This is a genomic window from Clostridiaceae bacterium HFYG-1003 (genome assembly GCA_024579835.1).
Taxonomy (GTDB): Bacteria; Bacillota; Clostridia; order Clostridiales; family Clostridiaceae; genus JG1575.
This window is the reverse complement of record CP102060.1, coordinates 148,166-171,495: the sequence shown is the minus strand read 5'-3', so window position 1 is coordinate 171,495 and position 23,330 is coordinate 148,166. Positions and strand designations below refer to the sequence as shown.

Sequence of the window (23,330 nt, the reverse complement as noted above, 5' to 3'; positions counted from 1 at the left end):
TTTGCAAAGGGCTATTTCTGTTTGTACAAATCAGTTAATATCAGTCTTTTTATCGCTAACTCGAAAGGAGGTACAGAATTGAACGCAAAAGTAATCGCCATCGCCAACCAAAAAGGCGGTGTTGGAAAAACGACCACCTGTGTCAACTTAGGCATAGGACTGGCTCTTAATAGCCAAAAAGTCTTGCTGGTAGATACCGATCCACAAGGCAGCTTATCTATCAGCTTAGGATATCCGCAACCAGACAAACTCCCTGTCACCCTCTCTACTGTCATGGGCAAGGTGCTGACGGATAAGCCTATTGAATACAAAGAAGGCATCTTAACACATGCTGAGGGTGTAGACTTACTCCCTGCCAACATTGAGCTTTCCGGCATGGAGGTATCCCTCGTCAATGCCATGAGCCGTGAAACCGTCTTAAAGCAATATATCGACACTTTAAGAAAGCAATATGACTATGTGCTTTTAGACTGTATGCCTTCCCTTGGTATGCTGACAGTCAATGCCCTTGCAGCTGCTGACAGTGTGATTATTCCTGTACAGGCTCAATATCTGCCTGTTAAGGGATTGGAACAGCTCTTACAGACTATTCATAAGGTTCGCAAACAGATAAATCCCAAATTAAAGATAGATGGTGTTCTGCTGACAATGGTAGACAACCGCACCAATTTTGCTAAGGATATCGGCTCCTTGCTCCGTGAAACCTACGGAGGCAGCATGAAGGTTTTTTCGGCAGAAATATCCCATTCTGTGCGTGCTGCTGAAACCAGTGCGGAGGGCAAGAGCATTTTTTCCCATGACCCAAAAGGTAAAGTTGCTGAAAGCTATAAAGAGTTGACGAAGGAGGTGTTAAAAATTGAAAAGCTCCGCCAAAAAAATAAGTCTGACATCGGTAGATGATTTGTTTTCCACTGAAGAAAGCCGTGTCGATGAGCAAAGAGAAAAAATTGCTGAAATACCCCTATCCGAACTTCATCCCTTCAAAGATCATCCCTTTAAGGTGATTGATAATGAAGCGATGTTCGATACTGCTGAAAGCATCAAACAGTATGGTGTGCTTGTTCCTGCTATTGCAAGACCCCGTGAAGATGGCTGCTATGAGCTTGTATCAGGACACCGCCGTAAAAGAGCTTGCGAGCTGGCAGGGCTTGAAACCATGCCTGTCATAATCCGTAACCTTGACGATGATGCTGCCACTATCATTATGGTTGACAGCAATTTGCAGCGTGAAAATATCCTGCCAAGTGAACGAGCCTTTGCTTTTAAGTTGAAATTAGAGGCTATCAAGAGGCAAGGTTCAAGGACAGATTTAACTTCTGTCCAAGTTGGACAGAAGTTAAATGCAAGGGAAGTGGTAGCAAAAGAAGGAGGTGCAAGCTCTGTACAGGTACAGCGCTATATCCGCCTGACCGAGCTGATTCCCGAATTGCTTTCAATGGTCGATGAAAAGAAAATAGCTTTTAATCCCGCCGTGGAGCTGTCCTATCTGAAATCAGAGGAGCAACTCCTTTTGATTGACGCAATGGACACAGAACAGGCTACCCCCTCCCTTTCACAGGCTCAACGGCTTAAAAAATTCAGTGCAGAAGGCAACTGCACCCTTGAGGCAATGTGCGCCATTATGAGCGAGGAAAAGAAAGGTGAGCCGGATAAAGTTACGTTGACAGGCGATAAAATCAAGAAGTATTTCCCTAAGAACTATACCCCACAGCAAATGGAGGCTACCATCATCAAGCTCCTTGAAGGGTGGCACAAAAAGCGCACGCAAGATCAGGAACGATGAAAAATCTGTTAAACAAAGGAGGTGATCGGATTGGCAGTTTTCAGAGTAGAAAAGACAAAGAATTATACCGTTATGGCTAATCATCATTTGCGAAATACCCTGCTTTCCCTTAAGGCAAAAGGACTGCTCTCCCTCATGCTTTCTCTGCCGGAAAACTGGGACTATACCACAAAGGGACTTTCCTGTATTTGCAAAGACGGTATTGATAGCATTAACGCCACTGTGAAAGAACTTGAGGAACAAGGCTACGTTGTCCGCAAACGAATACGCAATGAAAAAGGACAACTCACCAGCATAGAATACACAATCCTTGAGCAGCCGAAACACCTTGATACAAGCGAATTTCAACCTAAACGGGAAAACCCAATCTTGGAAAACCCAATCTTGGATAACCCAACACTGGAATACCCTGTATTGGAAAAACCTGAACTGGGTGAACCTATCTTGGTAAAACCCCACCAATTAAATACTAATACATCAAGAACTAATTTATTAAATCCTGATTTATTAAATATTGATGTATCAAATCCTAATCAATCAATTCCTTATCCAATAAAGGGCAGCCCTCAAAATCTGAATGGATATGATGAGATAGGATGTGAAAATATCCAAGAAGTAAAAGAATTAGTTTTTGAAAACCTTGAATACGAGTGCATCAGGGAACGCTACAAGGACGATCGGCTCGATGAAATTGTTGATCTCATGGTGGAAACGCTCTGTTCAACCAAACCCACCATCAACATTGCCGGCGATGAATATCCCGCACATCTTGTAAAAGAAAAGCTTCTGCGGATAAACAGTATGCATATCGAGTATGTGTTTCACTGCCTCGATAAAAACACCACTTACATCCGAAATATCAGGCGGTATCTTCTTGCTACCCTTTTTAATGCCCCTTCGACCATCGACCATTATTATTCGGCACTGGTGAACCACGATTTTGGTGGCAGACCTTAAAAGTAATCTCATGAAACCAAGAAAGGAGGCAACTTCATGCAAGAAGAAGTAGAAAATAAGACGGTGGCATTGGCTATCAACACCACTAAACTAACCGTCAGGGAGCTGCGAGCTGCTATTCTCAAATACTTAGAATCACAGAAAAATAAAAGCAAAAGCCGTGACAGTCCTGAAATCCCGCACGGCAAGCAGAGTGTCAAATCCCTGGCCAAACAAAATCAAGGCATGGCAAGTATTGAAATAACCGATAAGAACATCAAGAGCTTTGAGCGTGTGGCAAGAAAATATGGTGTGGATTTTGCAGTCCAAAAAGACAAGAGTGTAATACCGCCAAAGTATATCGTATTTTTTAAGGGCAGAGATGCCGATGCCATCACAGCTGCTTTTACTGAATTTACTGCCACGGCTGTTAAAAAAGCCGCCCGTCCTTCAGTGCTTACGCAGCTTAAAAAGTTTACCGAGCTTGTGAAAAACACGGTTTCAGACAGAATCAAGAACAAGGAAAAGGAGCAAAGTCGATGAAGGAAAAGACAAAAAAGCTCCTTATTCTAAATATTCCATACCTTGTGTTAGCTCTGCTATTTACAAAGGCATCGCAGGCATGGCGACTTGCAGCAGGCTATGACTTTGCCGGTAAGTTATTAAACCTGACAAGCGGATTTGCCAGTGCCTTTGAAAATCCCTTGCCGAGCCTTCACGCTCAAGACCTGCTAATAGGCTTTCTATTTGGGGCAATTCTTCGCCTTATTGTTTATATCAAAGGCAAGAGCGCTAAAAAATATCGAAAAGGCATCGAGTACGGCTCTGCAAGATGGGGCAACACTGAGGATATTCGCCCTTTTGTAGACCCTTTATTTCGCAACAATGTAATCCTGACAAAAACAGAAAGTCTCACCATGTCGAGCCGCCCTAAAAACCCAAAACACGCAAGAAATAAAAATGTGCTGATTGTAGGCGGCTCTGGCTCAGGTAAAACACGATTTTGGTTAAAGCCAAATTTAATGCAGTGCCATAGCTCTTATGTGGTCACTGATCCAAAAGGTAGCATTGTAGTGGAATGCGGAAAGATGTTGCTTCGAAACGGCTATAAAATCAAAATCTTAAACACCATCAATTTCAAGAAGTCCATGCACTATAACCCCTTCGCATATCTGAGAAGCGAAAAGGATATCTTAAAACTCGTCACGACTCTGATTGCCAACACCAAAGGCGAGGGCAAGGCAGGCGATGATTTTTGGATCAAAGCTGAAACCCTGCTCTATACCGCACTCATTGGCTACATCTACTTTGAGGCTCCAGAAAATGAGCAAAACTTTTCCACCCTAATCGAGTTTATCAACGCATCGGAGGTGCGTGAGGATGATGAGGATTTTCAAAATCCCGTTGACCTCATGTTTGAAGCCTTGGCAAAAAAAGATCCACAACATTTTGCTGTAAGGCAATACAAAAAGTACAAATTAGCCGCAGGAGTTGTAAGCTGTAAAAGACTTATTCATCACGTTTTGGTGAATAATACTTTTACAGCTTATTCTATATACGGAGGTACGCGCAATGAGAGAAACCAAAATCACGCCGCTATACGAGCGGTTAAGCCGTGACGACGGCGATGACAAGGAAAGCAACAGTATATCCACGCAAAAAAATCTGTTGGAGCAATACGCGAAAAACAACGGGCTGCCCAATCCAACCCATTTCACTGATGATGGGATTTCGGGCACTCGGTTTGACAGACCCGGCTTTATGGCGATGATGGAGGAAGTCGAAGCCGGGAATGTTGAATGTATCGTAATTAAAGATATGAGCCGCTTGGGGCGGGATTACCTCAAGGTCGGGCAGATTATGGAGATGCTGCGGCAAAGAGGTATACGGCTAATCGCGGTAAATGACGGCATAGACACAGCGCAAGGCGAGGACGATTTTCTTCCATTTCGGAATATCATGCATGAATTTTATGCCAGAGATACCAGCCGGAAGATAAAATCCACGTTCAAAACCAAAGGCATGAGCGGCAAGCATTGCACTGGCACGGTTATTTACGGCTACCTGTGGGATGAAAAGCGGGAGCATTGGCTTGTGGACGATGAAGCTGCCGAAGTTGTAAAAAGCATTTTCCGCATGACGATGGAGGGCCTCGGCCCATACCAAATATCGCAAAAGCTCTCGGAGCAAAAGGTTTTAATCCCCGCCGCCCATTTAGCAAAGCATAATGAAGGCGTGAACAAAAACAAGACCTTCAAGGACGTTTACGGTTGGGGTTCGTCCACCGTTGTCCATATTCTCAAAAATCGTGAGTATCTTGGTCATACCTGTAACTTCAAGACCCGCAAGCATTTCAAGGACAAGAAGAGCCGCTATGTCGATGAAAGCGAATGGACGATTTTTGAGAATACCCATGAGCCGATTATTGACCAGGACACCTTTGATAATGTTCAGCGTATTCGCGGAAGTGTGCGGCGGTACCCAGACGGATGGGGTGAAGCGCACCCACTGACTGGGCTTATGTACTGCGCCGACTGTGGCGGGAAAATGTATGTCCACCGCACCAACAACGGCAAGCGCATAGCGCAATATACCTGTTCCCAATACTCAAAAGTGCCTGTCGGCGTTCTCTGCTCCACCCAGCATCGCATCAATGCCGAGGTCATTTTAACACTGATTGCGGATATGCTCAAGGCCATTGCGGAATATTCCAAAAATGACCGCGCCCAGTTTATCAAGGCGGTCACAGAAGCGCAGGAAACACAACGCAGCAGCGATATTGTCAAAAAGAAAAAGCGGCTTGTCGTAGCGCAAAAACGAGCCGCCGAACTGGAAAAACTCATCTGCAAAATCTATGAGGATTCCATTCTCGGCAAGCTGCCCGAAGCGAGATACGCCGCCCTCGATGAACAGTACGCAAAGGAGCAGGGCGCGTTATCTGATGAAATCAAGGGGCTTGAAGCCGCCATAGACGGCTATGAGCAAAGCCGGAAATCAACCGACAAGTTTATCGCCCTCGTTGAGAAATACGAGAACTTTGACACGCTGACCACGCCCATGCTGCTTGAGTTTGTGGAAAAAATCCTTGTCCATGAGCGTGACCGCAAGGGCAGCATTGAAACAACGCAGGAGGTTGAAATATTCTTCAATTTCGTTGGCAGATACATTCCCCCGCACTTCGGGGAAGTGACCTTGACCCCGGAGGAATTGGAAGAAATCCGCAAGCGTGAGGAACGCAAGGACAGGCTTCACCAAAACTATCTGCGCCGCAAGGAAAACGGCAAGCAAAAGGAATATGAGGACAAAATTAAGGCGGCAAAAAAAGCCGAGATGGACGCGAAAAAAGCGGCCATCCGCACCGAGGATATTGCCAAAGGCGTGTTTGTTCCGGTGAGTGCCTTGCCGAAATCCGAACCCACGGTAGTAGAGAGGATAGGGTGATATTATCTTCGACCATATCTTAACCAACATCGGAAAAGGCATAGCCACTGGATATACAAAACTTCACCACCCGGTTGAATAGGGTTTAGCTTTTCCAAACGAAGCGCAGTAGATATTTGACGATTTGTAAGCAAGGCTCGTTTCCCAAACAACCCAAATTTCATTCCATGAGAAAGAAACTCACCATAGGTTCTTTGCTCTGACCATGCAAGATCAGGTATGGCTTTTTTTGAAATATGCAACAGTACCACATCAACACGGGGCGCGGGATGAAAGTCCTCACGTTGAAAATGGTAAACGATATTTAAGCTGAAAAATGGTTTTAGCAAAAGGGATTGTAACGTGTCCTTGGGCTTTCCGCAAAAGCGTTTCGCGGCACCTTTTTCCATTACAAGCCATGTGTCTTGCGGGGTGTTTTTGCTTTGTGTCAGTTTCCTAACTATATCGGTTGTGATTGCAAACGGTATATTGGAAAAAACCTTGTACTCTTCTTGTGGTAGATTACTTTGCATAAAATCACTGTGGAACAAATTGAGGTTTTGACTGTCGCAAAATTTAATGCAAAGCGCATTATACAGTTTTTCATCAAGTTCTGAAGCAATTACCCGACCGCTTCGACGCAGCAACGCTTTCGTAATATGTCCCTTGCCTGCTCCGATTTCAAGCACTGTGTCATGTTTATCAATATTAGTCAGCCTTAAAAGACGTTCTATTATTTTTTGTGAAGTTAAAAAGTTTTGCGAAAAAGAAATGGGCACAGCTCGCCCATGTTTTTTGGACATAAAAAATACACCTCATTTGTGGCTCTTCGGTAGTTTGTGTGGGTAATAAAAACTGAATAAAGCCTTGGTAGCAAAGGAAATGCTGCTATGATTTTATTAACAAAAATGAAATCAGGAAAGCAGGGCTTCCAAATGCGTACCAAAGGCCTCATTCAGCCATTAGTCGGCACCGAAAAAATCATTGTCAGGGATGTTTTTGCGGAAGCCGAGACCAATGCAATCGTGATTCTGGCCCGCCCGCCTAAAAGAGAGCAGGGTCGATGCGGAATTTGTGGGCGCAAGGCCAAGTACTACGACAGAACGTGCAAAACGCGCCGATGGCGGTGCAATGACCTTGGAGCTGCCCAAGTATATGTCGAGGCCCAATTGCCTCGCGTAAGCTGCAAGAAGCACGGCGTCGTCACGTCTTCTGTTCCGTGGGCCCGGCACAGCTCCCGGTTCTGCAAGAGCTTTGAGGAAACCGTGGCGTGGTTGTCTGTCCATGCTTCCAAAACAGTCGTTTCGGAGCTCATGCGAATTGAATGGCACACAGTGGGTGACCTCTGCGGCAGGGTCTACAAAGAGCTGGAAGCCATGGCTACATCACGCTTTGACGGGCTGGTAAGTATCGGTATTGACGAAACCAGTTACAAGAAGGGCCACAAGTACATGACCGTCGTTGTTAACCACGACACGGCTTCCGTCGTCTGGTGCGGCAGGGGATTTGGGAAAGAAGTTCTCTCCCTGTTCTTTGAGCAGTTAAGCCCGGAACAACGGGCCTCCATCCGGTGCGTCAGCGCGGACGGAGCGCGGTGGATTGCGTCCTGCGTGGAGAAATACTGCCCCAACGCGGAGCGCTGCGTCGATCCGTTCCATGTCGTTTCATGGGCTACCGAGGCTTTGGACAAGGTGCGCCGCCAAGCGTGGGCTGAGGCTCACGAAACGGCCAAAACAGCGCCGAAGCGAGGCCGGGGACGCCCGGCCAAGGGCGAGGAAGCGGCCCCCGAAAAGAGTCTGGCCAAGGGTATCAAAAATCTCCGCTATGCGTTACTGAAGAACCCAGAACATCTCTCCGAGAACCAGCAAGCGCAGCTTGACTTCCTCACGAAAGCGAACCCTCGGCTCTACCGCGCCTACTTGCTGAAAGAAAACCTTCGCCTGGCGCTCAAGGCGGGTCCGGACGAGATTGTCGCCGCCCTGAATAAGTGGATTTCTTGGGCGCAGCGGTGCAGAATCCCTGTGTTTCGTGACCTGCGCTTGAAGATTCAGCGGCACTTCCACGCCATTGTAGCGGCTGCGAAACACCATCTCTCCAACGCCCGGGTGGAGGCTGTTAACAACAAGATCAAACTGCTTATTCGCACTGCGTTTGGCTTCCGCAACACCGACAACATGATCGCCATGGTCATGCTGTCCTGTTCGTGCGTCCAACTGTCGCTCCCGGGCCGCTAAGTTACCCACACAAACTACCGAAGCCTCTCATTTGTTTTATTCGTAAACATAACAAGGCGCAACAAAAGACCGATTTTTTATCGGATTTGCTGCGCAATGCTAACGAATACGAATATTACAAATACCCATGAGATGTATCTACGCCCCTTTATTAAAACTTGTTTTATTGTAACATAGGATTTTGATGTGCGCAAGAGCATGTTGTGCATTTTTGCGTTCTGCTGAAATGTGTTTGCGTGAGCAGAACATTTCAGCAGAACGCAGAGCCGCCCACAGGCGGCACGTTCCCCCGCGGGAGCGCCCACGGCACTTTGCCCGCGAAGCGGGAAAGTGTCATAGTGGGTTACATACTTTGAAAAAGTATGTAAATCGTTCTCCGACCCGGATGCAATTCTAACGATAGTATATCATAAAATCGAGATAATTCCCACAAAATATTGTAAGCCTCTCTGCGGTCGGACGTCGCCGCCGAGGGGCTTTTTATATATACAAACCAAACAGCAAAGGAGATTATTTTATGGCAGACCAGAACGAACCATTGAAGCTAATCCGCATGAACGAGGTGGAGGCCACCGAAATTGATTGGCTGTGGTATCCGTATATCCCATACGGCAAAATCACGGTCATTCAGGGCGACCCCGGCGATGGAAAGACAACGTGTGTACTGGCAATCGCCGCCGCACTGACAACAGGCGCAGCGCTGCCGGAAAGCAAGGCCGCCGCAGAACCCATGAGCGTTATTTTCCAGACCGCCGAGGACGGTTTAGGCGATACGGTGAAGCCCCGCCTTGTCCAGTCCGGCGCGGATTGTGAGCGCGTGATTGTCATTGACGAGAGCGAAAAAGAGTTATCCCTTTCCGACATTCGGATTGAACAGGCCATCACGCTGACAGGCGCGAAGCTGTTTATCCTCGACCCGCTGCAAGCGTATATCGGCGCGGATGTGGATATGCATCGGGCAAATGAAATCCGCCCGGTACTCAAACGCATCAGCGCGGTTGCGGAGAAAACAGGCTGTGCCGTGGTGGTCATCGGCCACCTCAACAAAGGCGCGAACAAGAGCCAGTATCGTGGTCTTGGCAGCATCGACATTCAAGCCGCCGCCCGAAGCGTTTTGACCGTTGGGCGCATCAAGGGCAAGCCTTACACCCGCGCCATCGTGCAGGGCAAAAACAACCTTGCGCCGGAGGGCGCGGCCATCGGCTTTGAACTCGACCCGGCGACAGGCTTTCGGTGGATTGGAACGCTCCCCGTCACAATTGACGAACTGCTGTCCGGCATCATGCCGGAACGCGATAGCACCTATGACCGCGCGGTGGATTTTCTCAAAGCAGAACTGGCGGACGGTGAGAAAGCCGCCGCTTTTCTTTTTGAAAAAGCCGCTTCAAAAGAAATACAGGAGCGAACGCTCCGCAGCGCAAAACAAGCCCTTGCGATTCCATCATTCAAGCGTGACAAAAAATGGTTTTGGGGCGCGTTGCCACAACAAAAAAATGAGTAGATTTAAGGCTGCAACATTTCAAGGCTGCAAGGCTCTACTATTAGCATCTTGCAGCCTTCCTTTCTTGCAGACTTGGAAAGGAGCTGCTTATGGCCGATAAATGCGTTGTCCGAAACGTGGCCTACACTCGCGCAAAGGTTGGCAACATGGAACGGCACAACGAGCGAAAAAATGAGCATTACGGCAATGGCGATGTTCAGCTTGACCGCGCTGCCCTCAATGTCCATTTCAAAAAATGCGAGGGCGGCTATCTGCAAGCATTTGACAGGCTGATTGAGGGCGGAACCATCAGCACTCGCGGCCTGAAAAAGGATGCCAAAATCATCGATGAAATGGTTTTCGATGTGAACACGGATTATTTTGAGCGAGGTGGCGGGTACGAGTATGCCAAATCCTTTTTTGAAGAAGCGTACCGCATGGCGGTCAAGGAAGCCGGGGGCGAGGAATATGTTTTGTCGGCAGTCATGCACGCCGATGAGCGCAACAAGGCTCTCTCCGAACAGCTTGGGCGGGATGTGTACCATTACCATCTGCACGTTGTATATATTCCAGTTGTGGACAAAGAGGTTTTGTGGACGAAGCGTTGCAAAGACCCTGCGCTCGTGGGCACGGTCAAGGAAGTCATTAAACAGGTCAGTAACAGTAAAAAGTGGAAGTCCGAAAAGGTGATGGGCGAGAACGGCAAGGAGCGCCTTGTCTACTCGTACTCCCTGCTTCAAGACCGCTACTATGAGCATATGAGGGCAGCGGGATTTACTGATTTTGAGCGCGGGGAACGCGGCAGCACCGCCGAGCATTTGGATGTTTTAGAGTACAAAAACAAGCAGGAAACGGAACGCGCCGCCGCTCTCGGCAAGGATGTTCAGAAAAAAGAAGTTCGGCTTGGCAAGCTCGATGAAAAGATTGCCGTCAAGACCAAAGCGGCGGCTACTGTTTCCGAAATTGAAGCGATGGGCAAGCCCGCCCTGCTCGGCGGTTTCAGCGTATCGGCTGATGAGATGAAAACGCTGAAAACACTCGCCAAAAAGTCCGTGAAGGCTGATGAAAAGGTTGCTGACATGAAGCGCAGGCTGACCGCCGCCGAGAGTGAGCGCGATGTGCTGAAAACGCAAGTTGAAGCGGAGAAAAAAGCCCGTCCGTCAATCAAGCAGCATTTGTCGTGGTTTGACAAGTTTACGGCGGCGATGAAACGCGCTCCGAAGCGGCTGATGGCGGTCATTGAGGACATTTTACGCCAGCCGCCCGAAAAACAAGAGCCGGAACGCTCCGCGCCAGAGCGCAAGCGTAGTCAAGGCTTGGATATTTAAGGAGATTATGATGATAGATGAAAAAACAGTAGAACAGGCGAGAAACGCCGATGTTGTCGCGTTTTTAGAACGGCGGCACGGCTTCACCTTCGCCCATCGGGGCGGCGCGTACCGTTGCCGGCAGCACCCCAGCCTTGCCGTGAAGAATGACCGTCTTTCTTGGTTCTGGCACAGCCGAGGCGTAGGCGGTCACGGTGTAATTGATTACCTGATGAAAATGGAGCATATGCCCTTTCGTCAGGCGGTAGAAGCCGTTTCCGGCGTTACGCCGCCGACAGTACCATCACAGCGGGAAGAACCGCCGAAAGCCCTTATGCTGCCCGAAAAGGCGGGGATTTCATTGCGGCTGTATGATTATCTCTGCGGTCGGCGCGGCATTGACAGCGATATTGTAAATACGCTTATTCAAAAAGAAAAGCTGTACGAGGACAGGCGCGGCAATGTTGTGTTTGTCGGGCATGACGAACACGGCAAGGCGCGGTTTGCCAGTCTGCGCGGCATTTATGGCGACCCGCCGTTCCGTGGCGACTGCGCGGGGAGCGACAAACGGTACAGCTTCAGCATGGCGGCCTGTGCGCCCTCTGGGCGGCTTTATATCTTTGAAAGCCCCATTGATGCCATGAGCCACGCAAGCCTTGAAAACGCCGCTGTGGGCGATGCCGGGGCATGGGAACAGCATAACCGCTTGTCGCTTGCAGGAACGAGCGACACGGCCTTGCCTTTCTTTTTGAATCAGCATCCCACCGTTCGTGAACTCGTATTCTGCCTTGACAATGACCCGGCAGGGCGAGAGGCTGCCGCGCTTATGGCGCGGAAATATGCCGACAAAGGCTACCACACAAGCATTATACTCCCTGCGGGCAAAGACTTCAACGAGGATTTACAAGCCCATGTGAAGCAAATCCGAGCCGAAAAACAACCTAAATCGTTACACCGGGATGTCACGATTTAGGCACTCAAAAAGCCTGTTGTATCAACGTTTTTCAGCCCTGTTTTTGAGGTGGTAAGGGTTTTATATTACCCACCCCCGAAACTGGGTTTTGCGCGTTTTAAGGGCATTTACAGCCCGGAAAGGAAAATGACTATTGAATACTGAAAATACCATTACAACGACCACGCAGGCCGAACAACCCGCCCTTGTGAAGCAAATCGGCAAGACCACCTACAAGGTCAAGGTTCATTTCAGCGAGACGAGCAAGGAAACCATGAGCGACAAAATTGTGCGTATGCTCAAAAGCGAGATTAGCAATATGCAATCCTTGCAGTGAGTGAAGCTGTGCCCCGTGGGAAACTGCGGGGCATATCTTTGGAGTGATGAAAAAGTCCTTGACATTTCGTTTCAGGCAAAACAGCTAAGAGCATACTGATCAGTTGCGGTGCAAGACTTGCTCCCTTTGATATTCAGGAACTGCGTGAGCTGACCGCTTACGATGAAATGGAGCTTGATACCTTGGGAGACAAGAAGACCGCCCTCTTTATTATCATCAGTGATACTGACGATACCTTCAACTTCTTGGTATCCATGGCATACACACAGCTTTTCAATCTCTTATGTGATAAGGCTGATGACGTATATGGCGGCAGGTTGCCTGTTCATGTGCGGTGCTTGATTGACGAGGCAGCAAATATCGGTCAGATTCCCAAACTGGAAAAACTCATGGCAACAATCCGTAGCCGTGAAATCTCTGCCTGTCTTGTATTGCAGGCACAAAGCCAGTTAAAAGCTCTCTACAAGGACAATGCCGATACCATTATTGGCAACTGTGATAGCATGATTTTTCTTGGTGGCAAAGAGAAAACCACCCTCAAGGATTTATCCGAAACTCTTGGCAAGGAAACCATTGATATGTTCAATACTTCCGACACCAGAGGTACGCAAAGGAGTTATGGGCTTAATTATCAAAAGCTGGGAAAGGAGCTAATGAGTATGGATGAGCTTGCCGTAATGGATGGAGGCAAGTGCATTTTACAGCTTAGAGGTGTTCGCCCATTTCTCTCGGAAAAGTACGATATAACAAAGCATCCGCAGTACAAATATCTATCCGATTTTGACAAAAGAAACACCTTTAATATTGAAAAATATCTATCCACAAAACTGAAACCAAAACCTGATGAGGTCTATGATGTTTATGAAATCGACATCACAGACGAAACCGAAACCGCTGAATGAGCGGTTATTTTTGTTCAAAAACAATAATAAAAATTTAGGAGGATATGAATTATGGAATTTTTTAATGAAGCAGTAGACGTTTTACAGACACTGGTTATTGCCCTTGGTGCAGGTCTTGGAATTTGGGGCGTTATCAATTTGCTCGAAGGTTACGGTAACGATAATCCCGGTGCAAAATCTCAGGGGATGAAACAACTCATGGCAGGTGGTGGCGTAGCACTGATCGGCATGACGCTTGTTCCCCTGCTCTCCGGCTTGTTCGGTTAATTGGTAATACTTTATGCAGAGCATCATCGACAGTATAACTGAATGGCTCAAAGAACTACTTATCAGCGGCATTACTTCGAATTTGGCGGGGATGTTCGATACCGTCAACAGCAAAGTTGGCGAGATTGCAGGAGAAGTTGGCAAGACACCATCGGCGTGGAACGGTGGTGTCTTTTCCATGATCCAAAGCCTGTCCGATAATGTCATCATCCCCATTGCAGGTATTATTCTTACCTTTGTGATGTGCTACGAGCTGATACAAATGGTCATTGAGAAAAATAACCTCCACGATATAGAAACCTTTATGTTTTTCAAATGGATTTTTAAAACCTTTGTGGCTGTGCTGATTATTACAAATACCTTTAACATCATCATGGGAATTTTTGATATATCACAGCACGTTGTAGCAAATGCCGCAGGTGTAATCATCACCGATACCAATATCGACATCACTGCTGTCATCGCCAATATGGGAGAAAAGCTCAAAGAAATGGAGCTTGGCCCTCTTTTGGGTTTGTGGCTGCAAAGCACTCTAATAGGCTTCACCATGCACGCCCTGTCTATCTGCATTTTCGTCATCATCTATGGTCGAATGATAGAAATCTATTTAATGACCTCAATGGGTGCAATCCCCTTTGCCACAATGGTGAATCGTGAATGGGGCAGTATGGGACAAAATTATCTAAGAGCCATGCTCGCCCTTGGCTTTCAGGCCTTTCTAATCATGGTTTGCGTAGGCATCTATGCTGTACTCGTGCAGTCCATTGCCATCGATGAAGATATTATCAAGGCAGTATGGACTTGTGTTGGCTATACGGTGCTGCTCTGCTTCACCCTGTTTAAGACAAGCTCAATGGCGAAAAGCCTGTTTAATGCCCACTAAAGGCAGAAAGGAGTTTATATGGCCTATGTATCCGTACCCAAAGATTTAAGTACAGTTAAAACAAAAGTTGTATTCAACCTGACTAAACGACAGCTCATCTGCTTTTCTGCCGCACTTGCAGTGGGATTGCCTCTGTTTTTCCTCACGAAGGACAGCGTCGGTACAAGCAGCTCAACGCTTATGATGATTTTCACCATGCTCCCTCTTTTTATGTTAGCCATATACGAGAAGCACGGGCAGCCACTGGAAGTCATTCTAAAACACTATATTGAAGTGCGGTTCTTAACACCCAAACAGCGCCCTTATAAAACTGATAATTTTTATGCCCTACTCATGCGACAGGATAAATTGGATAAGGAGGTAAAGCACATTGTCGAACGTAGAAAAACAATCTCGCCCAAAGCTAACAAAGGCAGAAAGACAGAAAATTAACGCTGCCATTTTGAGGGCAAGAAACAAGAACAATAAAAAAGAGAAAACTGCACAAGATACCATCCCTTTTCAAAAGATGTACCCCGATGGTATTTGCCGTGTGACGGATATTCTCTATACCAAGACCATTCGCTTTCATGACATCAACTATCAGCTTGCCCAAAACGAAGACAAGACCGCTATTTTTGAGAGCTGGTGCGATTTCCTCAATTACTTTGACAGTTCGATTCACTTTCAGCTCTCCTTTCTCAACATGACCGCCAATGCCGATGACTATGAAAGTAGCATTTCCATCAATCCGCAGCAGGATGACTTTGACAGTATCCGCAGCGAATACACAGAAATGCTTCACAGTCAGCTTTCTAAGGGAAATAACGGCTTGATGAAAACCAAGTATTTAACCTTTGGCATAGAAGCTGAAAACATAAAGATAGCAAAGCCACGGCTTGAGCGTATTGAAAATGATTTGTGGAACGGCTTTAAACGGCTTGGTGCAACCGTGGATTCTCTCGACGGCAAGGAAAGGCTGAAGCTCTGCCACAACATTCTGAGAATGGACGGCAATGAGCCATTTCACTTTGACTGGAAGTGGCTTGTGCCTTCTGGACTATCGGTAAAGGATTTCATCGCACCATCGTCTTTTGAGTTTCGTGAAGGAAGAGTATTCAGGACAGGTGGTAAATTTGGGGCGGTATCCTTTTTACAGATACTTGCCCCTGAACTGAATGACCGCATCTTAGCAGACTTTCTCGACATAGAAAGCAATCTCCTTGTGACCATGCACATTCAATCAGTAGATCAGACCAAAGCAATCAAAACAATCAAACGAAAGATTACCGATTTGGATAAGATGAAGATTGAGGAACAGAAAAAAGCCGTCCGCAGTGGCTATGACATGGATATTATCCCCTCTGATCTCGCCACCTACGGAGGCGAGGCAAAAAAACTCCTTGCGGATTTGCAGAGCCGAAATGAACGAATGTTTCTTGTGACCTTTCTTATCCTGAACACAGCAGAGACTAAACAGCAACTTGAAAACACAGTGTTTCAGGCATCCGGCATCGCCCAGAAGCACAACTGCACACTGGTAAGACTGGATTACCAACAAGAGCAGGGCTTTATGTCCTCCCTCCCACTTGGCTTGAATCAAACGGTGATTCAGCGGAGCTTAACGACATCATCAACGGCAATTTTCGTTCCCTTTACTACGCAGGAGCTATTTCAGTCAAGCGGTGAGGCTCTTTATTATGGACTGAATGCCCTTTCCAATAACCTCATCATGGTAGACCGAAAAAGGCTAAAAAATCCAAACGGTTTGATTTTAGGAACACCCGGCAGCGGAAAGAGTTTTTCAGCAAAACGTGAGATTACCAACATCTTTCTCATTACTACAGATGACATTATAATTTGCGATCCAGAGGCGGAGTATTATCCCCTTGTTAATCGCCTGAACGGGCAGGTGGTGAAAATTTCTCCAACAAGCACCGACTTTGTCAATCCCATGGATATCAACTTGAATTACAGTGAGGACGAAAGTCCGCTTTCCTTGAAATCTGACTTTATTCTCTCCCTGTGTGAGCTGATTGTTGGAGGAAAGGAAGGACTTATGCCGGTAGAAAAAAGCATCATCGACCGCTGTGTCCGTCTTATCTACGCCGATTACCTGTCTGATCCAATCCCTGAGAAAATGCCGATTCTTGAGGACTTGTATAATGCCCTAAAGGAACAGGATGAAAAAGAAGCACAGCATATCAGGGCAGCTCTTGAAATCTATGTTACAGGCTCCCTTAATGTATTCAACCACCACACCAACGTGGATATTAAAAACCGGCTTGTCTGTTTTGATATTAAGGAACTTGGCAAACAGCTGAAGAAGCTGGGTATGCTCGTGGTACAGGATCAGGTTTGGAACAGAGTAACGATCAATCGTTCAGAAAAACGCTCCACCCGTTACTATATGGATGAATTCCACTTGCTTTTAAAAGAAGAACAGACTGCCGCCTATTCCGTGGAAATCTGGAAGCGCTTTCGTAAGTGGGGAGGCATACCCACCGGAATTACCCAAAACGTCAAAGACCTTCTTTCCTCTCGTGAGGTAGAAAACATCTTTGAAAACTCTGACTTTGTGTATATGCTCAATCAGGCATCAGGCGATAGGCAAATCCTTGCAAAGCAGCTCAATATTTCGCCACATCAGCTTTCCTATGTAACCCATTCAGGCGAAGGTGAAGGGCTGCTCTTTTATGGCAACGTGATTTTGCCCTTTGCAGATAAATATCCGAAGGATACTGAGCTGTACCGAATTATGACTACCAAGCCTACAGAAGCATTGAAGGAATAGGAATTGGCAGTTTTGTTCTATTTATAATTACCAGAAATTATGATACAATGTCTTAATAGTATTTTAAAAGAGGTTATGAATATGGATAAAGATAAATCAATTAAGCTATTTGAACAAAAAAACATTCGGACACATTGGGATGAAGAACAAGAAAAGTGGTTTTTTTCAATTATTGATATTGTTGAAGTTTTAACCGGAACTGATAGACCAAGAAAATATTGGAGTGACCTGAAAGCAAAGCTTATATCAGAAGGTAGTCAACTGTCCGAAAAAATCGGACAGTTGAAAATGAAAGCTGAAGATGGAAAAATGCGACTGACAGATGTTGCTGACACCGAAGAAATTTTAAGACTTATTCAATCAATCCCATCACCCAAAGCAGAGCCGTTTAAAATGTGGCTCGCAAAGGTGGGTAGTGAAAGAATAGATGAAACCGCTGATCCAGAGCTTACTATAGAACGGGCACTCGAAACCTATCTTAAAAAAGGCTACTCTCAGGATTGGATCAACCAACGCTTAAAGACAATTGAAGTTCGCAAAGCGTTGACAGACGAATGGGACTCTCGTGGTGTGACACAGGGATTGGAATATGCCATTTTAACTGATGAAATCACACGGGCGTGGTCTGGAAAAACAACCAAGCAGTATAAGGCACTGAAAGGCTTGAAGAAAGAAAACCTGCGAGACAACATGAGCAATGTGGAGCTTATCCTCAATATGCTCGCCGAGGCGTCCACTACGGAAATTTCGCAAAACGAAAAACCTGAAACCTTTGAAGAAAACAAAAATGTTGCACGAAAAGGCGGCAAGGTAGCCAAAGCTGCACGGGTACAGCTTGAAGAAACCACTGGAAAAAGTGTTGTGACAAGCAAAAATGCAAAAGACCTGCAATCATTGCCACAGCCGTCCGACCATAACGAAGATGAGGAATAGCCACATTTCTACGATTTTGTTGACCCTAGCAAAATCGCAAAACTGAAAAAAGATTGCGTGCAAGCCGCTTGTAGAGATACAGGCGGTTTTTTGCGTGGAAGGAGGATCATTGTTTGAGCAAAAAGAGACAGAAACCTTTCAGACCTGCGGATAAGGTATCTCGCCTTACCTTTACGGAAGAAGATCGTGCTGACGTCACCCTTGAAAAGCCCCTTAAAAAGGCAGAAAAGGCGGCTGACAAATTAGAAAAATCCGATGAGAAAATCCCTATAAAGAAAACCCTTGTCACAGAACGCACCCTAAATGCCAGCACCGGCAAAAATGAGGTGCGTTTATATTTTGAAGAAACCGATAAACCAAAACCACCATCCAAGCTTGCCCATGGCATCAAGTCCGTTCCTCAAAAGGAGTTACTTTCTCAAATCCATAAAGAAATTAGAAAAAGCGAGCAGGACAACGTAGGTGTGGAAGCAGCACACAAAACTGAGGAAGGTGCTGAATTTGTAACAAGGCGCTTACAAAGTGCCTATCGTAGCCATAAGCTCAAACCGTACCTACAGCTTTCAAAAGCAGAAAAAAGCACAGTAAAGGCAGAGATTAACTACCTTTACCATAAGCGTATGAAAGACAGTCCACAGCTCGCCTCTAATCCGCTTTCAAGGTGGCAGCAAAAGCAAATGATAAAAAAAGAATATCTCGCTGCAAGGTACGGCAAGGGAGCAAAGACCTCGCAGCAGGCTGCTTCCCATACCAAAAAGGCAGCCGCCACCGTAGCAGAGACGGCAGATAAACTTATTCAGTATATTGGCAGTCACCGGAAAGTGGTATTTATGCTGCTTGCCATTGCTGCTGTTATCATCGTGCTGATGAGTACGGTTTCTTCCTGTTCACTCATGCTTCAGGGCGGCTTAAACAGTATTATCAGTACTTCCTACACCTCAGAGGATGCGGATATTGTCGCCACCGACAACAAATACACCGCCCTTGAAAATGCCCTGCAACAGCGGATTGACAACATCGAAAGTGAGTATCCCGATTATGATGAGTATCGCTATGACCTTGATACCATCGGGCATAACCCCCATGAGCTGGCAGCCTACCTAACTGCACTTCTCCAGACCTACAAGCCAAACGAGGTGCAAAGCGAATTGCAGCGTGTTTTTAATTCCCAGTATAAGCTGACCTTAACCCCTGTGGTGGAGGTTCGCTACCGTACTGAAACAAGAACGGACACTTGGACGGATGCGGAAGGAAATAAGCACAGGGATACTTATACCGTACAAGTTCCATATAATTACTACATTCTAAATGTAAAACTTGATAATTTCACTGTCACTGCAATCGCAAACAGACTGCTGAACAACGAACAACTTAAAATGTACAGTGTCTACCTTGAAACAAGAGGCAACAAGCCCTTTATTTTTGGTGGCGGCACTGACAACTCTGCTCCTTCTACCGATTTAAGCGGTGTTAAGTTTCAAAACGGCACACGTGTGGGCAATCAAAATATTGTTAACATCGCAAAAACGCAGGTTGGAAATGTTGGCGGTCAACCCTACTGGTCGTGGTATGGCTTCAACAGCCGTGTAGAATGGTGCGCCTGCTTTGTGTCATGGTGTTTAAATCAAGCGGGCTACAGTGAGCCAAAGTTTGCCGCCTGCAACTCTCAGGGTGTTCCTTGGTTTCGTAATCATGGACAGTGGGCAAACGGCAACTACAAGGATTTAGCTCCCGGCGATGTGATTTTCTTTGATTGGGAAGGTGACGGCAGCGCAGACCATGTAGGCATTGTCATCGGAACGGACGGCAAGAGAGTTTATACCGTGGAAGGCAACAGCGGCGATTCCTGCCGCATCAGGGATTATGACCTAAACAGCAAAGTCATCATGGGTTATGGATTAATGAATTGAAAAGGAGATCAGCTATGAATAACAAGCTTACCAAACTCCAAATGGAGATTGACAAGATTAAGCAAAAAATATCAGAACAGCAGACAAAGCTTCGTGAACTGGAACATCAAAAAACGGAAATCGAGAACACTGAAATTGTGGAGCTTGTCCGCAGCATGAAGATGAATACCAGCGAGCTTTCCACCTTCCTAAAGGCGTATCGAGGAAAAAACGATGCGCCTATTTTAATGCCGGAAACGCAGGAGGATAATGACCATGAATAAAATTAAAACAAGGCTTTCTACCGTGCTGCTTATGGTAATGATGTGCATTTTCATATTCCCCGCCACTGCTTTTGCAGGTGGTGGTGAAAATATCGAGACAGTACCTCCCAAAGCACCTGAGAAGCCCATTACTGTCACTGCTCCTTTAACTCCTGAAGGAAACCTGACCCTTGTGGATGATATCAAGGTTGAAGAATCCAGCGACAAACAGTTTGTAACACTACAATCTAAAAACGGCAACTACTTTTACTTAGTCATTGATCGTGCAGGCGATAAAGAAAACGTCTATTTTCTTAACCTTGTAGACGAAGCTGATTTAATGGCACTCATTGAAGACAATGGCAAAAAGACTGAGCCGCCCAAAGTGTGTACCTGTAGCAAGAAATGCGAAACCGGCACTGTAAAAAATGATTGCCCCGTTTGCGTAAACGATCTAAACCAATGTGTCGGCAAGGCAACAGAGCCTGCTGAAATAGCACCTGAGAAAAAGAGCAACACCGGCAGTCTTCTTATTATTCTGCTTCTTATAGGTGGCTTGGGCGGCGCATTTTACTTTTTCAAGACGCTTAAGAACAAACAAAAAACCAAGGGTGATATCGACCCTCTCGATTATGACTACGATGAAGATGAGGATGAGGACGATAACAATGCCACCGATGAAGAATATGAAACTGAAGATGATGCAGAAAGCGAGGATGATGTAAAGTGAGTTCATCTACTGAAAGCGACAATAAAAAAGCTACAAATAAGAAGCCTCAATCCGGGCAGGTAAATAAATCCCCTGCTCCTTCCGCTGAAAAGCATCTAAAAAAAGAGGATAAGTCCCAGCATTACCGTGGAATCATATTCCTCCAGAAAGAAAGGAAAACAAGCGAATGAATTTAGTTATAGCAGAAAAACCATCTGTAGCGCAGAGCATTGCTGCCGTTCTTGGTGCAACCAAAAGGCAGGACGGATACCTAGAGGGCAACAGCTATATCGTATCATGGTGTGTTGGGCACTTGGTGGAGCTTGCCACTGCCGACACCTATGATGAACGCTATGCAAAGTGGGAATATGCCGATTTACCTATCCTTCCCGAAAACTGGCAATACAGCATTTCCAAGGGCAAGGAAAAACAGGTGAAAATATTAAAGGAGCTGGCGAATCGAAAGGATGTGGCTGTTATCACATCTGCCACAGATGCAGGGCGTGAAGGCGAGCTGATCTTTCGGTTAGTCTATGAAAAAATCGGCTGCAAAAAACCTGTAAAACGCTTGTGGATCTCCTCTATGGAGGAAAGTGCCATTTCGGAGGGCTTCAAAGCCCTCCGTGACAGCACCTATTATGATGCCCTCTATCAAGCTGCTCTTTGCAGGGCAAAAGCCGATTGGATTGTGGGCATCAATGCCACAAGACTGTTTTCCGTTCTCTATGGGCAAACCTTGAACGTGGGCAGGGTCATGTCTCCCACCCTTGCCATGATTGTGGAGCGTGAGGCAGCTATCTCAGCATTTAAGCCCGAACCGTTCTATACGGTTCAGCTTGATTGCGGCACTTTTATACTCTCATGCGAAAAGCTAACGGATAGGCAGGCGGCAGAAGCCTTGCTCAAAGCCTGCGATGGTCAAACCATTGCCATCCATAGTGTGGAAAGCAAAGAAAAAACCGAAAAGCCCCCCAAGCTCTATGACCTCACCACCTTGCAAAGGGAAGCAAACAGACAGCTTGGCTTTACGGCTGAACAAACTTTGTCTTATGCTCAAAGCCTGTATGAGAAAAAGCTCGTGACCTATCCTCGTACAGACAGCCGATATTTAACTTTCGATATGTCCGAAAGCACCCCTGCCGTGGCAAAAGCCGCAGCAGGGATTTTTATGCCCAAAAACTTAGAACCCTCCATATTTATGGAGCAAGTGACGGATAACGGCAAGGTGTCCGACCACCATGCCATTATTCCAACCATGAATATACAAGACTGTGACCTATACTCACTGCCCTTTGGTGAGCGTGAAGTCTTGCTGCTCATTTCCCTGCGTTTAGCCTGCGCCGTGAGCGAGAGCTGCAAGTATGAGGAAACCACTGTCACAGCTATTGTCAGCGGTGCGGAGTTTACCGCAAAGGGCAAAACAATCCTTTCAGAAGGTTTTCGTGGCATTGAAAAACGCTACCTTGCCATGCAGAAGGATAAGCAACCGGTTGAAAAGGAAAAAGTGCTTCCATCCATTACAACGGGTCAAACCTTTGATGCCAAAGCAATGATTAAGGAGAGCAAGACCAGTCCACCCAAGCATTTTACTGATGATACCATCCTTGCAGCAATGGAAAACGCCAATAACGCACTGGAGGATAGCGAGCGAAAAGGCATCGGCACACCTGCCACCCGTGCAGGTATTTTAGAAAAGCTGATAAAAACCGAGCTTTTAGAGCGTAAAGGCGATAAAAAAACGAAGCACTTCCTGCCTACCCAAAAGGGTGTTTCCCTGATTACTGTATTGCCGGAGGCGATCCAATCTCCACAGCTTACTGCCGAATGGGAGGAAAAATTAAAACAAATCGAACATGGTATTCTCTCCCCCGATAGCTTTTTGCAGGAGATTTCGCAAATGACCAAAAGCCTTATCAAGACTTATGAAGTTATAAAGGGGTCTGATGTCCTATTTCCCTCTACTCAGGAAGCCATCGGCAAATGTCCTCGTTGCGGCAATGATGTAATAGAAAATAAGAAAGGGTTTTGCTGCTTAAACAAGACTTGCGGCTTTGCACTTTGGAAAGAAAACAAATTTTTTACCGCAAAGAAAAAGAAACTCACCAAGACCATTGCTATTGAACTGCTTAAAAACGGTAAAGCAAAACTTTCAGGCTGTTATTCCGAAAAGACAGGCAAGACCTATGATGCAATTGTCCTAATTGATGATACAGATAGTAAGTATGTAAACTTCAAAATGGAGTTTCCAACAAACAGATAAGG

The 23,330-nt window shown here is 46.2% G+C and carries 20 protein-coding genes and 2 pseudogenes; 21 read left to right on the top strand and 1 reads right to left on the bottom strand.

The features are described 5' to 3' along the window. Positions 1-78 precede the first annotated feature (78 nt). The 6 genes and pseudogenes from NQU17_00675 to NQU17_00650 all read left to right on the top strand — a co-directional run bounded on the left by NQU17_00675 (position 79) and on the right by NQU17_00650 (position 6,160). Positions 79-900, top strand: coding sequence for a ParA family protein (locus tag NQU17_00675; protein UUM12110.1), 822 nt, complete (start codon positions 79-81; stop codon positions 898-900). Next, the gene (locus tag NQU17_00670; GenBank protein UUM12109.1) at positions 857-1,783 is read left to right on the top strand and encodes a ParB/RepB/Spo0J family partition protein; all 927 of its coding nucleotides are present in this window, start codon (positions 857-859) and stop codon (positions 1,781-1,783) included. The genes NQU17_00675 and NQU17_00670 overlap by 44 nt, the downstream gene beginning before the upstream one ends. A 30-nt stretch (positions 1,784-1,813) precedes the next feature. Next, entirely contained in the window at positions 1,814-2,740 is a 927-nt protein-coding gene (locus NQU17_00665) for a helix-turn-helix domain-containing protein (protein ID UUM12108.1), read from the top strand. 36 nt (positions 2,741-2,776) lie between these two features. Further along, positions 2,777-3,262, top strand: a complete 486-nt coding sequence (locus NQU17_00660) for a PcfB family protein (GenBank protein UUM12107.1) — start codon at positions 2,777-2,779, stop codon at positions 3,260-3,262. After that, positions 3,259-4,209 (top strand): annotated as a pseudogene (locus NQU17_00655) (type IV secretory system conjugative DNA transfer family protein). The gene NQU17_00660 and the pseudogene NQU17_00655 overlap by 4 nt, the downstream one beginning before the upstream one ends. An 82-nt stretch (positions 4,210-4,291) precedes the next feature. Then, positions 4,292-6,160: a recombinase family protein gene (locus NQU17_00650; protein ID UUM12106.1), complete on the top strand. Its 1,869-nt coding sequence runs from the start codon at positions 4,292-4,294 to the stop codon at positions 6,158-6,160. Positions 6,161-6,162: 2 nt separating this feature from the next. Here NQU17_00650 and erm read toward each other — a convergent pair whose 3' ends face one another. Continuing rightward, positions 6,163-6,942, bottom strand: a complete 780-nt coding sequence (erm, locus tag NQU17_00645) for a 23S ribosomal RNA methyltransferase Erm (GenBank protein ID UUM12105.1) — start codon at positions 6,940-6,942, stop codon at positions 6,163-6,165. Positions 6,943-7,074: 132 nt separating this feature from the next. Here erm and NQU17_00640 point away from each other — a divergent pair, with 132 nt between their 5' ends. The 15 genes and pseudogenes from NQU17_00640 to NQU17_00570 all read left to right on the top strand — a co-directional run bounded on the left by NQU17_00640 (position 7,075) and on the right by NQU17_00570 (position 23,328). Next, a complete protein-coding gene (locus NQU17_00640) occupies positions 7,075-8,373 on the top strand; it encodes an ISL3 family transposase (protein ID UUM13435.1) in 1,299 nt (432 codons plus the stop codon). A gap of 517 nt (positions 8,374-8,890) precedes the next feature. Next, on the top strand, positions 8,891-9,874 hold the full coding sequence (locus NQU17_00635) for an AAA family ATPase (protein ID UUM12104.1): 984 nt from the start codon (positions 8,891-8,893) through the stop codon (positions 9,872-9,874). An 89-nt stretch (positions 9,875-9,963) separates the two neighbouring features. Further along, a complete protein-coding gene (locus NQU17_00630; protein ID UUM12103.1) occupies positions 9,964-11,181 on the top strand; it encodes a plasmid recombination protein in 1,218 nt (405 codons plus the stop codon). 10 nt (positions 11,182-11,191) lie between these two features. After that, entirely contained in the window at positions 11,192-12,133 is a 942-nt protein-coding gene (locus NQU17_00625) for a DUF3991 and toprim domain-containing protein (protein UUM12102.1), read from the top strand. 133 nt (positions 12,134-12,266) lie between these two features. Continuing rightward, entirely contained in the window at positions 12,267-12,449 is a 183-nt protein-coding gene (locus NQU17_00620; GenBank protein UUM12101.1) for a transposon-encoded TnpW family protein, read from the top strand. 71 nt (positions 12,450-12,520) lie between these two features. Then, a pseudogene (locus tag NQU17_00615) lies at positions 12,521-13,351 on the top strand (TraG/TraD/VirD4 family protein). A 51-nt stretch (positions 13,352-13,402) separates the two neighbouring features. Then, positions 13,403-13,618: a Maff2 family protein gene (locus tag NQU17_00610; GenBank protein ID UUM12100.1), complete on the top strand. Its 216-nt coding sequence runs from the start codon at positions 13,403-13,405 to the stop codon at positions 13,616-13,618. Between the two features lie 13 nt (positions 13,619-13,631). After that, positions 13,632-14,501 carry a CD0415/CD1112 family protein gene (locus NQU17_00605; protein ID UUM12099.1) on the top strand — a complete coding sequence of 290 codons (870 nt, stop codon included), beginning with the start codon at positions 13,632-13,634 and terminating at the stop codon, positions 14,499-14,501. Between the two features lie 18 nt (positions 14,502-14,519). Beyond that, positions 14,520-14,933 (top strand): PrgI family protein, encoded by a 414-nt coding sequence (locus tag NQU17_00600; protein UUM12098.1) that lies wholly within the window; start codon positions 14,520-14,522, stop codon positions 14,931-14,933. Continuing rightward, positions 14,872-17,274 (top strand): ATP-binding protein, encoded by a 2,403-nt coding sequence (locus NQU17_00595; protein ID UUM12097.1) that lies wholly within the window; start codon positions 14,872-14,874, stop codon positions 17,272-17,274. The genes NQU17_00600 and NQU17_00595 overlap by 62 nt, the downstream gene beginning before the upstream one ends. Before the next feature lie 81 nt (positions 17,275-17,355). Next, positions 17,356-18,207 (top strand): BRO family protein, encoded by an 852-nt coding sequence (locus NQU17_00590; protein UUM12096.1) that lies wholly within the window; start codon positions 17,356-17,358, stop codon positions 18,205-18,207. 113 nt (positions 18,208-18,320) lie between these two features. Further along, complete coding sequence (locus tag NQU17_00585; GenBank protein UUM12095.1) at positions 18,321-20,117, top strand: CHAP domain-containing protein; 1,797 nt, start codon at positions 18,321-18,323, stop codon at positions 20,115-20,117. A gap of 14 nt (positions 20,118-20,131) precedes the next feature. After that, the gene (locus NQU17_00580) at positions 20,132-20,380 is read left to right on the top strand and encodes a DUF4315 family protein (GenBank protein ID UUM12094.1); all 249 of its coding nucleotides are present in this window, start codon (positions 20,132-20,134) and stop codon (positions 20,378-20,380) included. Beyond that, entirely contained in the window at positions 20,373-21,089 is a 717-nt protein-coding gene (locus NQU17_00575) for a DUF4366 domain-containing protein (protein UUM12093.1), read from the top strand. The genes NQU17_00580 and NQU17_00575 overlap by 8 nt, the downstream gene beginning before the upstream one ends. 166 nt (positions 21,090-21,255) lie before the next feature. Then, on the top strand, positions 21,256-23,328 hold the full coding sequence (locus NQU17_00570) for a DNA topoisomerase 3 (GenBank protein UUM12092.1): 2,073 nt from the start codon (positions 21,256-21,258) through the stop codon (positions 23,326-23,328). Positions 23,329-23,330: the final 2 nt, after the last annotated feature.

Bases quoted from the DNA above. Each gene is read 5' to 3' on its own strand.
- NQU17_00575 (UUM12093.1), top strand. From the start codon at position 20,373: ATGAATAAAATTAAAACAAGGCTTTCTACCGTGCTGCTTATGGTAATG.
- NQU17_00580 (UUM12094.1), top strand. From the start codon at position 20,132: ATGAATAACAAGCTTACCAAACTCCAAATGGAGATTGACAAGATTAAG.
- NQU17_00610 (UUM12100.1), top strand. From the start codon at position 13,403: ATGGAATTTTTTAATGAAGCAGTAGACGTTTTACAGACACTGGTTATT.
- NQU17_00640 (UUM13435.1), top strand. From the start codon at position 7,075: ATGCGTACCAAAGGCCTCATTCAGCCATTAGTCGGCACCGAAAAAATC.
- NQU17_00605 (UUM12099.1), top strand. From the start codon at position 13,632: ATGCAGAGCATCATCGACAGTATAACTGAATGGCTCAAAGAACTACTT.
- NQU17_00635 (UUM12104.1), top strand. From the start codon at position 8,891: ATGGCAGACCAGAACGAACCATTGAAGCTAATCCGCATGAACGAGGTG.
- NQU17_00600 (UUM12098.1), top strand. From the start codon at position 14,520: ATGGCCTATGTATCCGTACCCAAAGATTTAAGTACAGTTAAAACAAAA.
- NQU17_00590 (UUM12096.1), top strand. From the start codon at position 17,356: ATGGATAAAGATAAATCAATTAAGCTATTTGAACAAAAAAACATTCGG.
- NQU17_00660 (UUM12107.1), top strand. From the start codon at position 2,777: ATGCAAGAAGAAGTAGAAAATAAGACGGTGGCATTGGCTATCAACACC.
- NQU17_00650 (UUM12106.1), top strand. From the start codon at position 4,292: ATGAGAGAAACCAAAATCACGCCGCTATACGAGCGGTTAAGCCGTGAC.
- NQU17_00625 (UUM12102.1), top strand. From the start codon at position 11,192: ATGATAGATGAAAAAACAGTAGAACAGGCGAGAAACGCCGATGTTGTC.
- erm (UUM12105.1), bottom strand. From the start codon at position 6,942: ATGTCCAAAAAACATGGGCGAGCTGTGCCCATTTCTTTTTCGCAAAAC.
- NQU17_00630 (UUM12103.1), top strand. From the start codon at position 9,964: ATGGCCGATAAATGCGTTGTCCGAAACGTGGCCTACACTCGCGCAAAG.
- NQU17_00570 (UUM12092.1), top strand. From the start codon at position 21,256: ATGAATTTAGTTATAGCAGAAAAACCATCTGTAGCGCAGAGCATTGCT.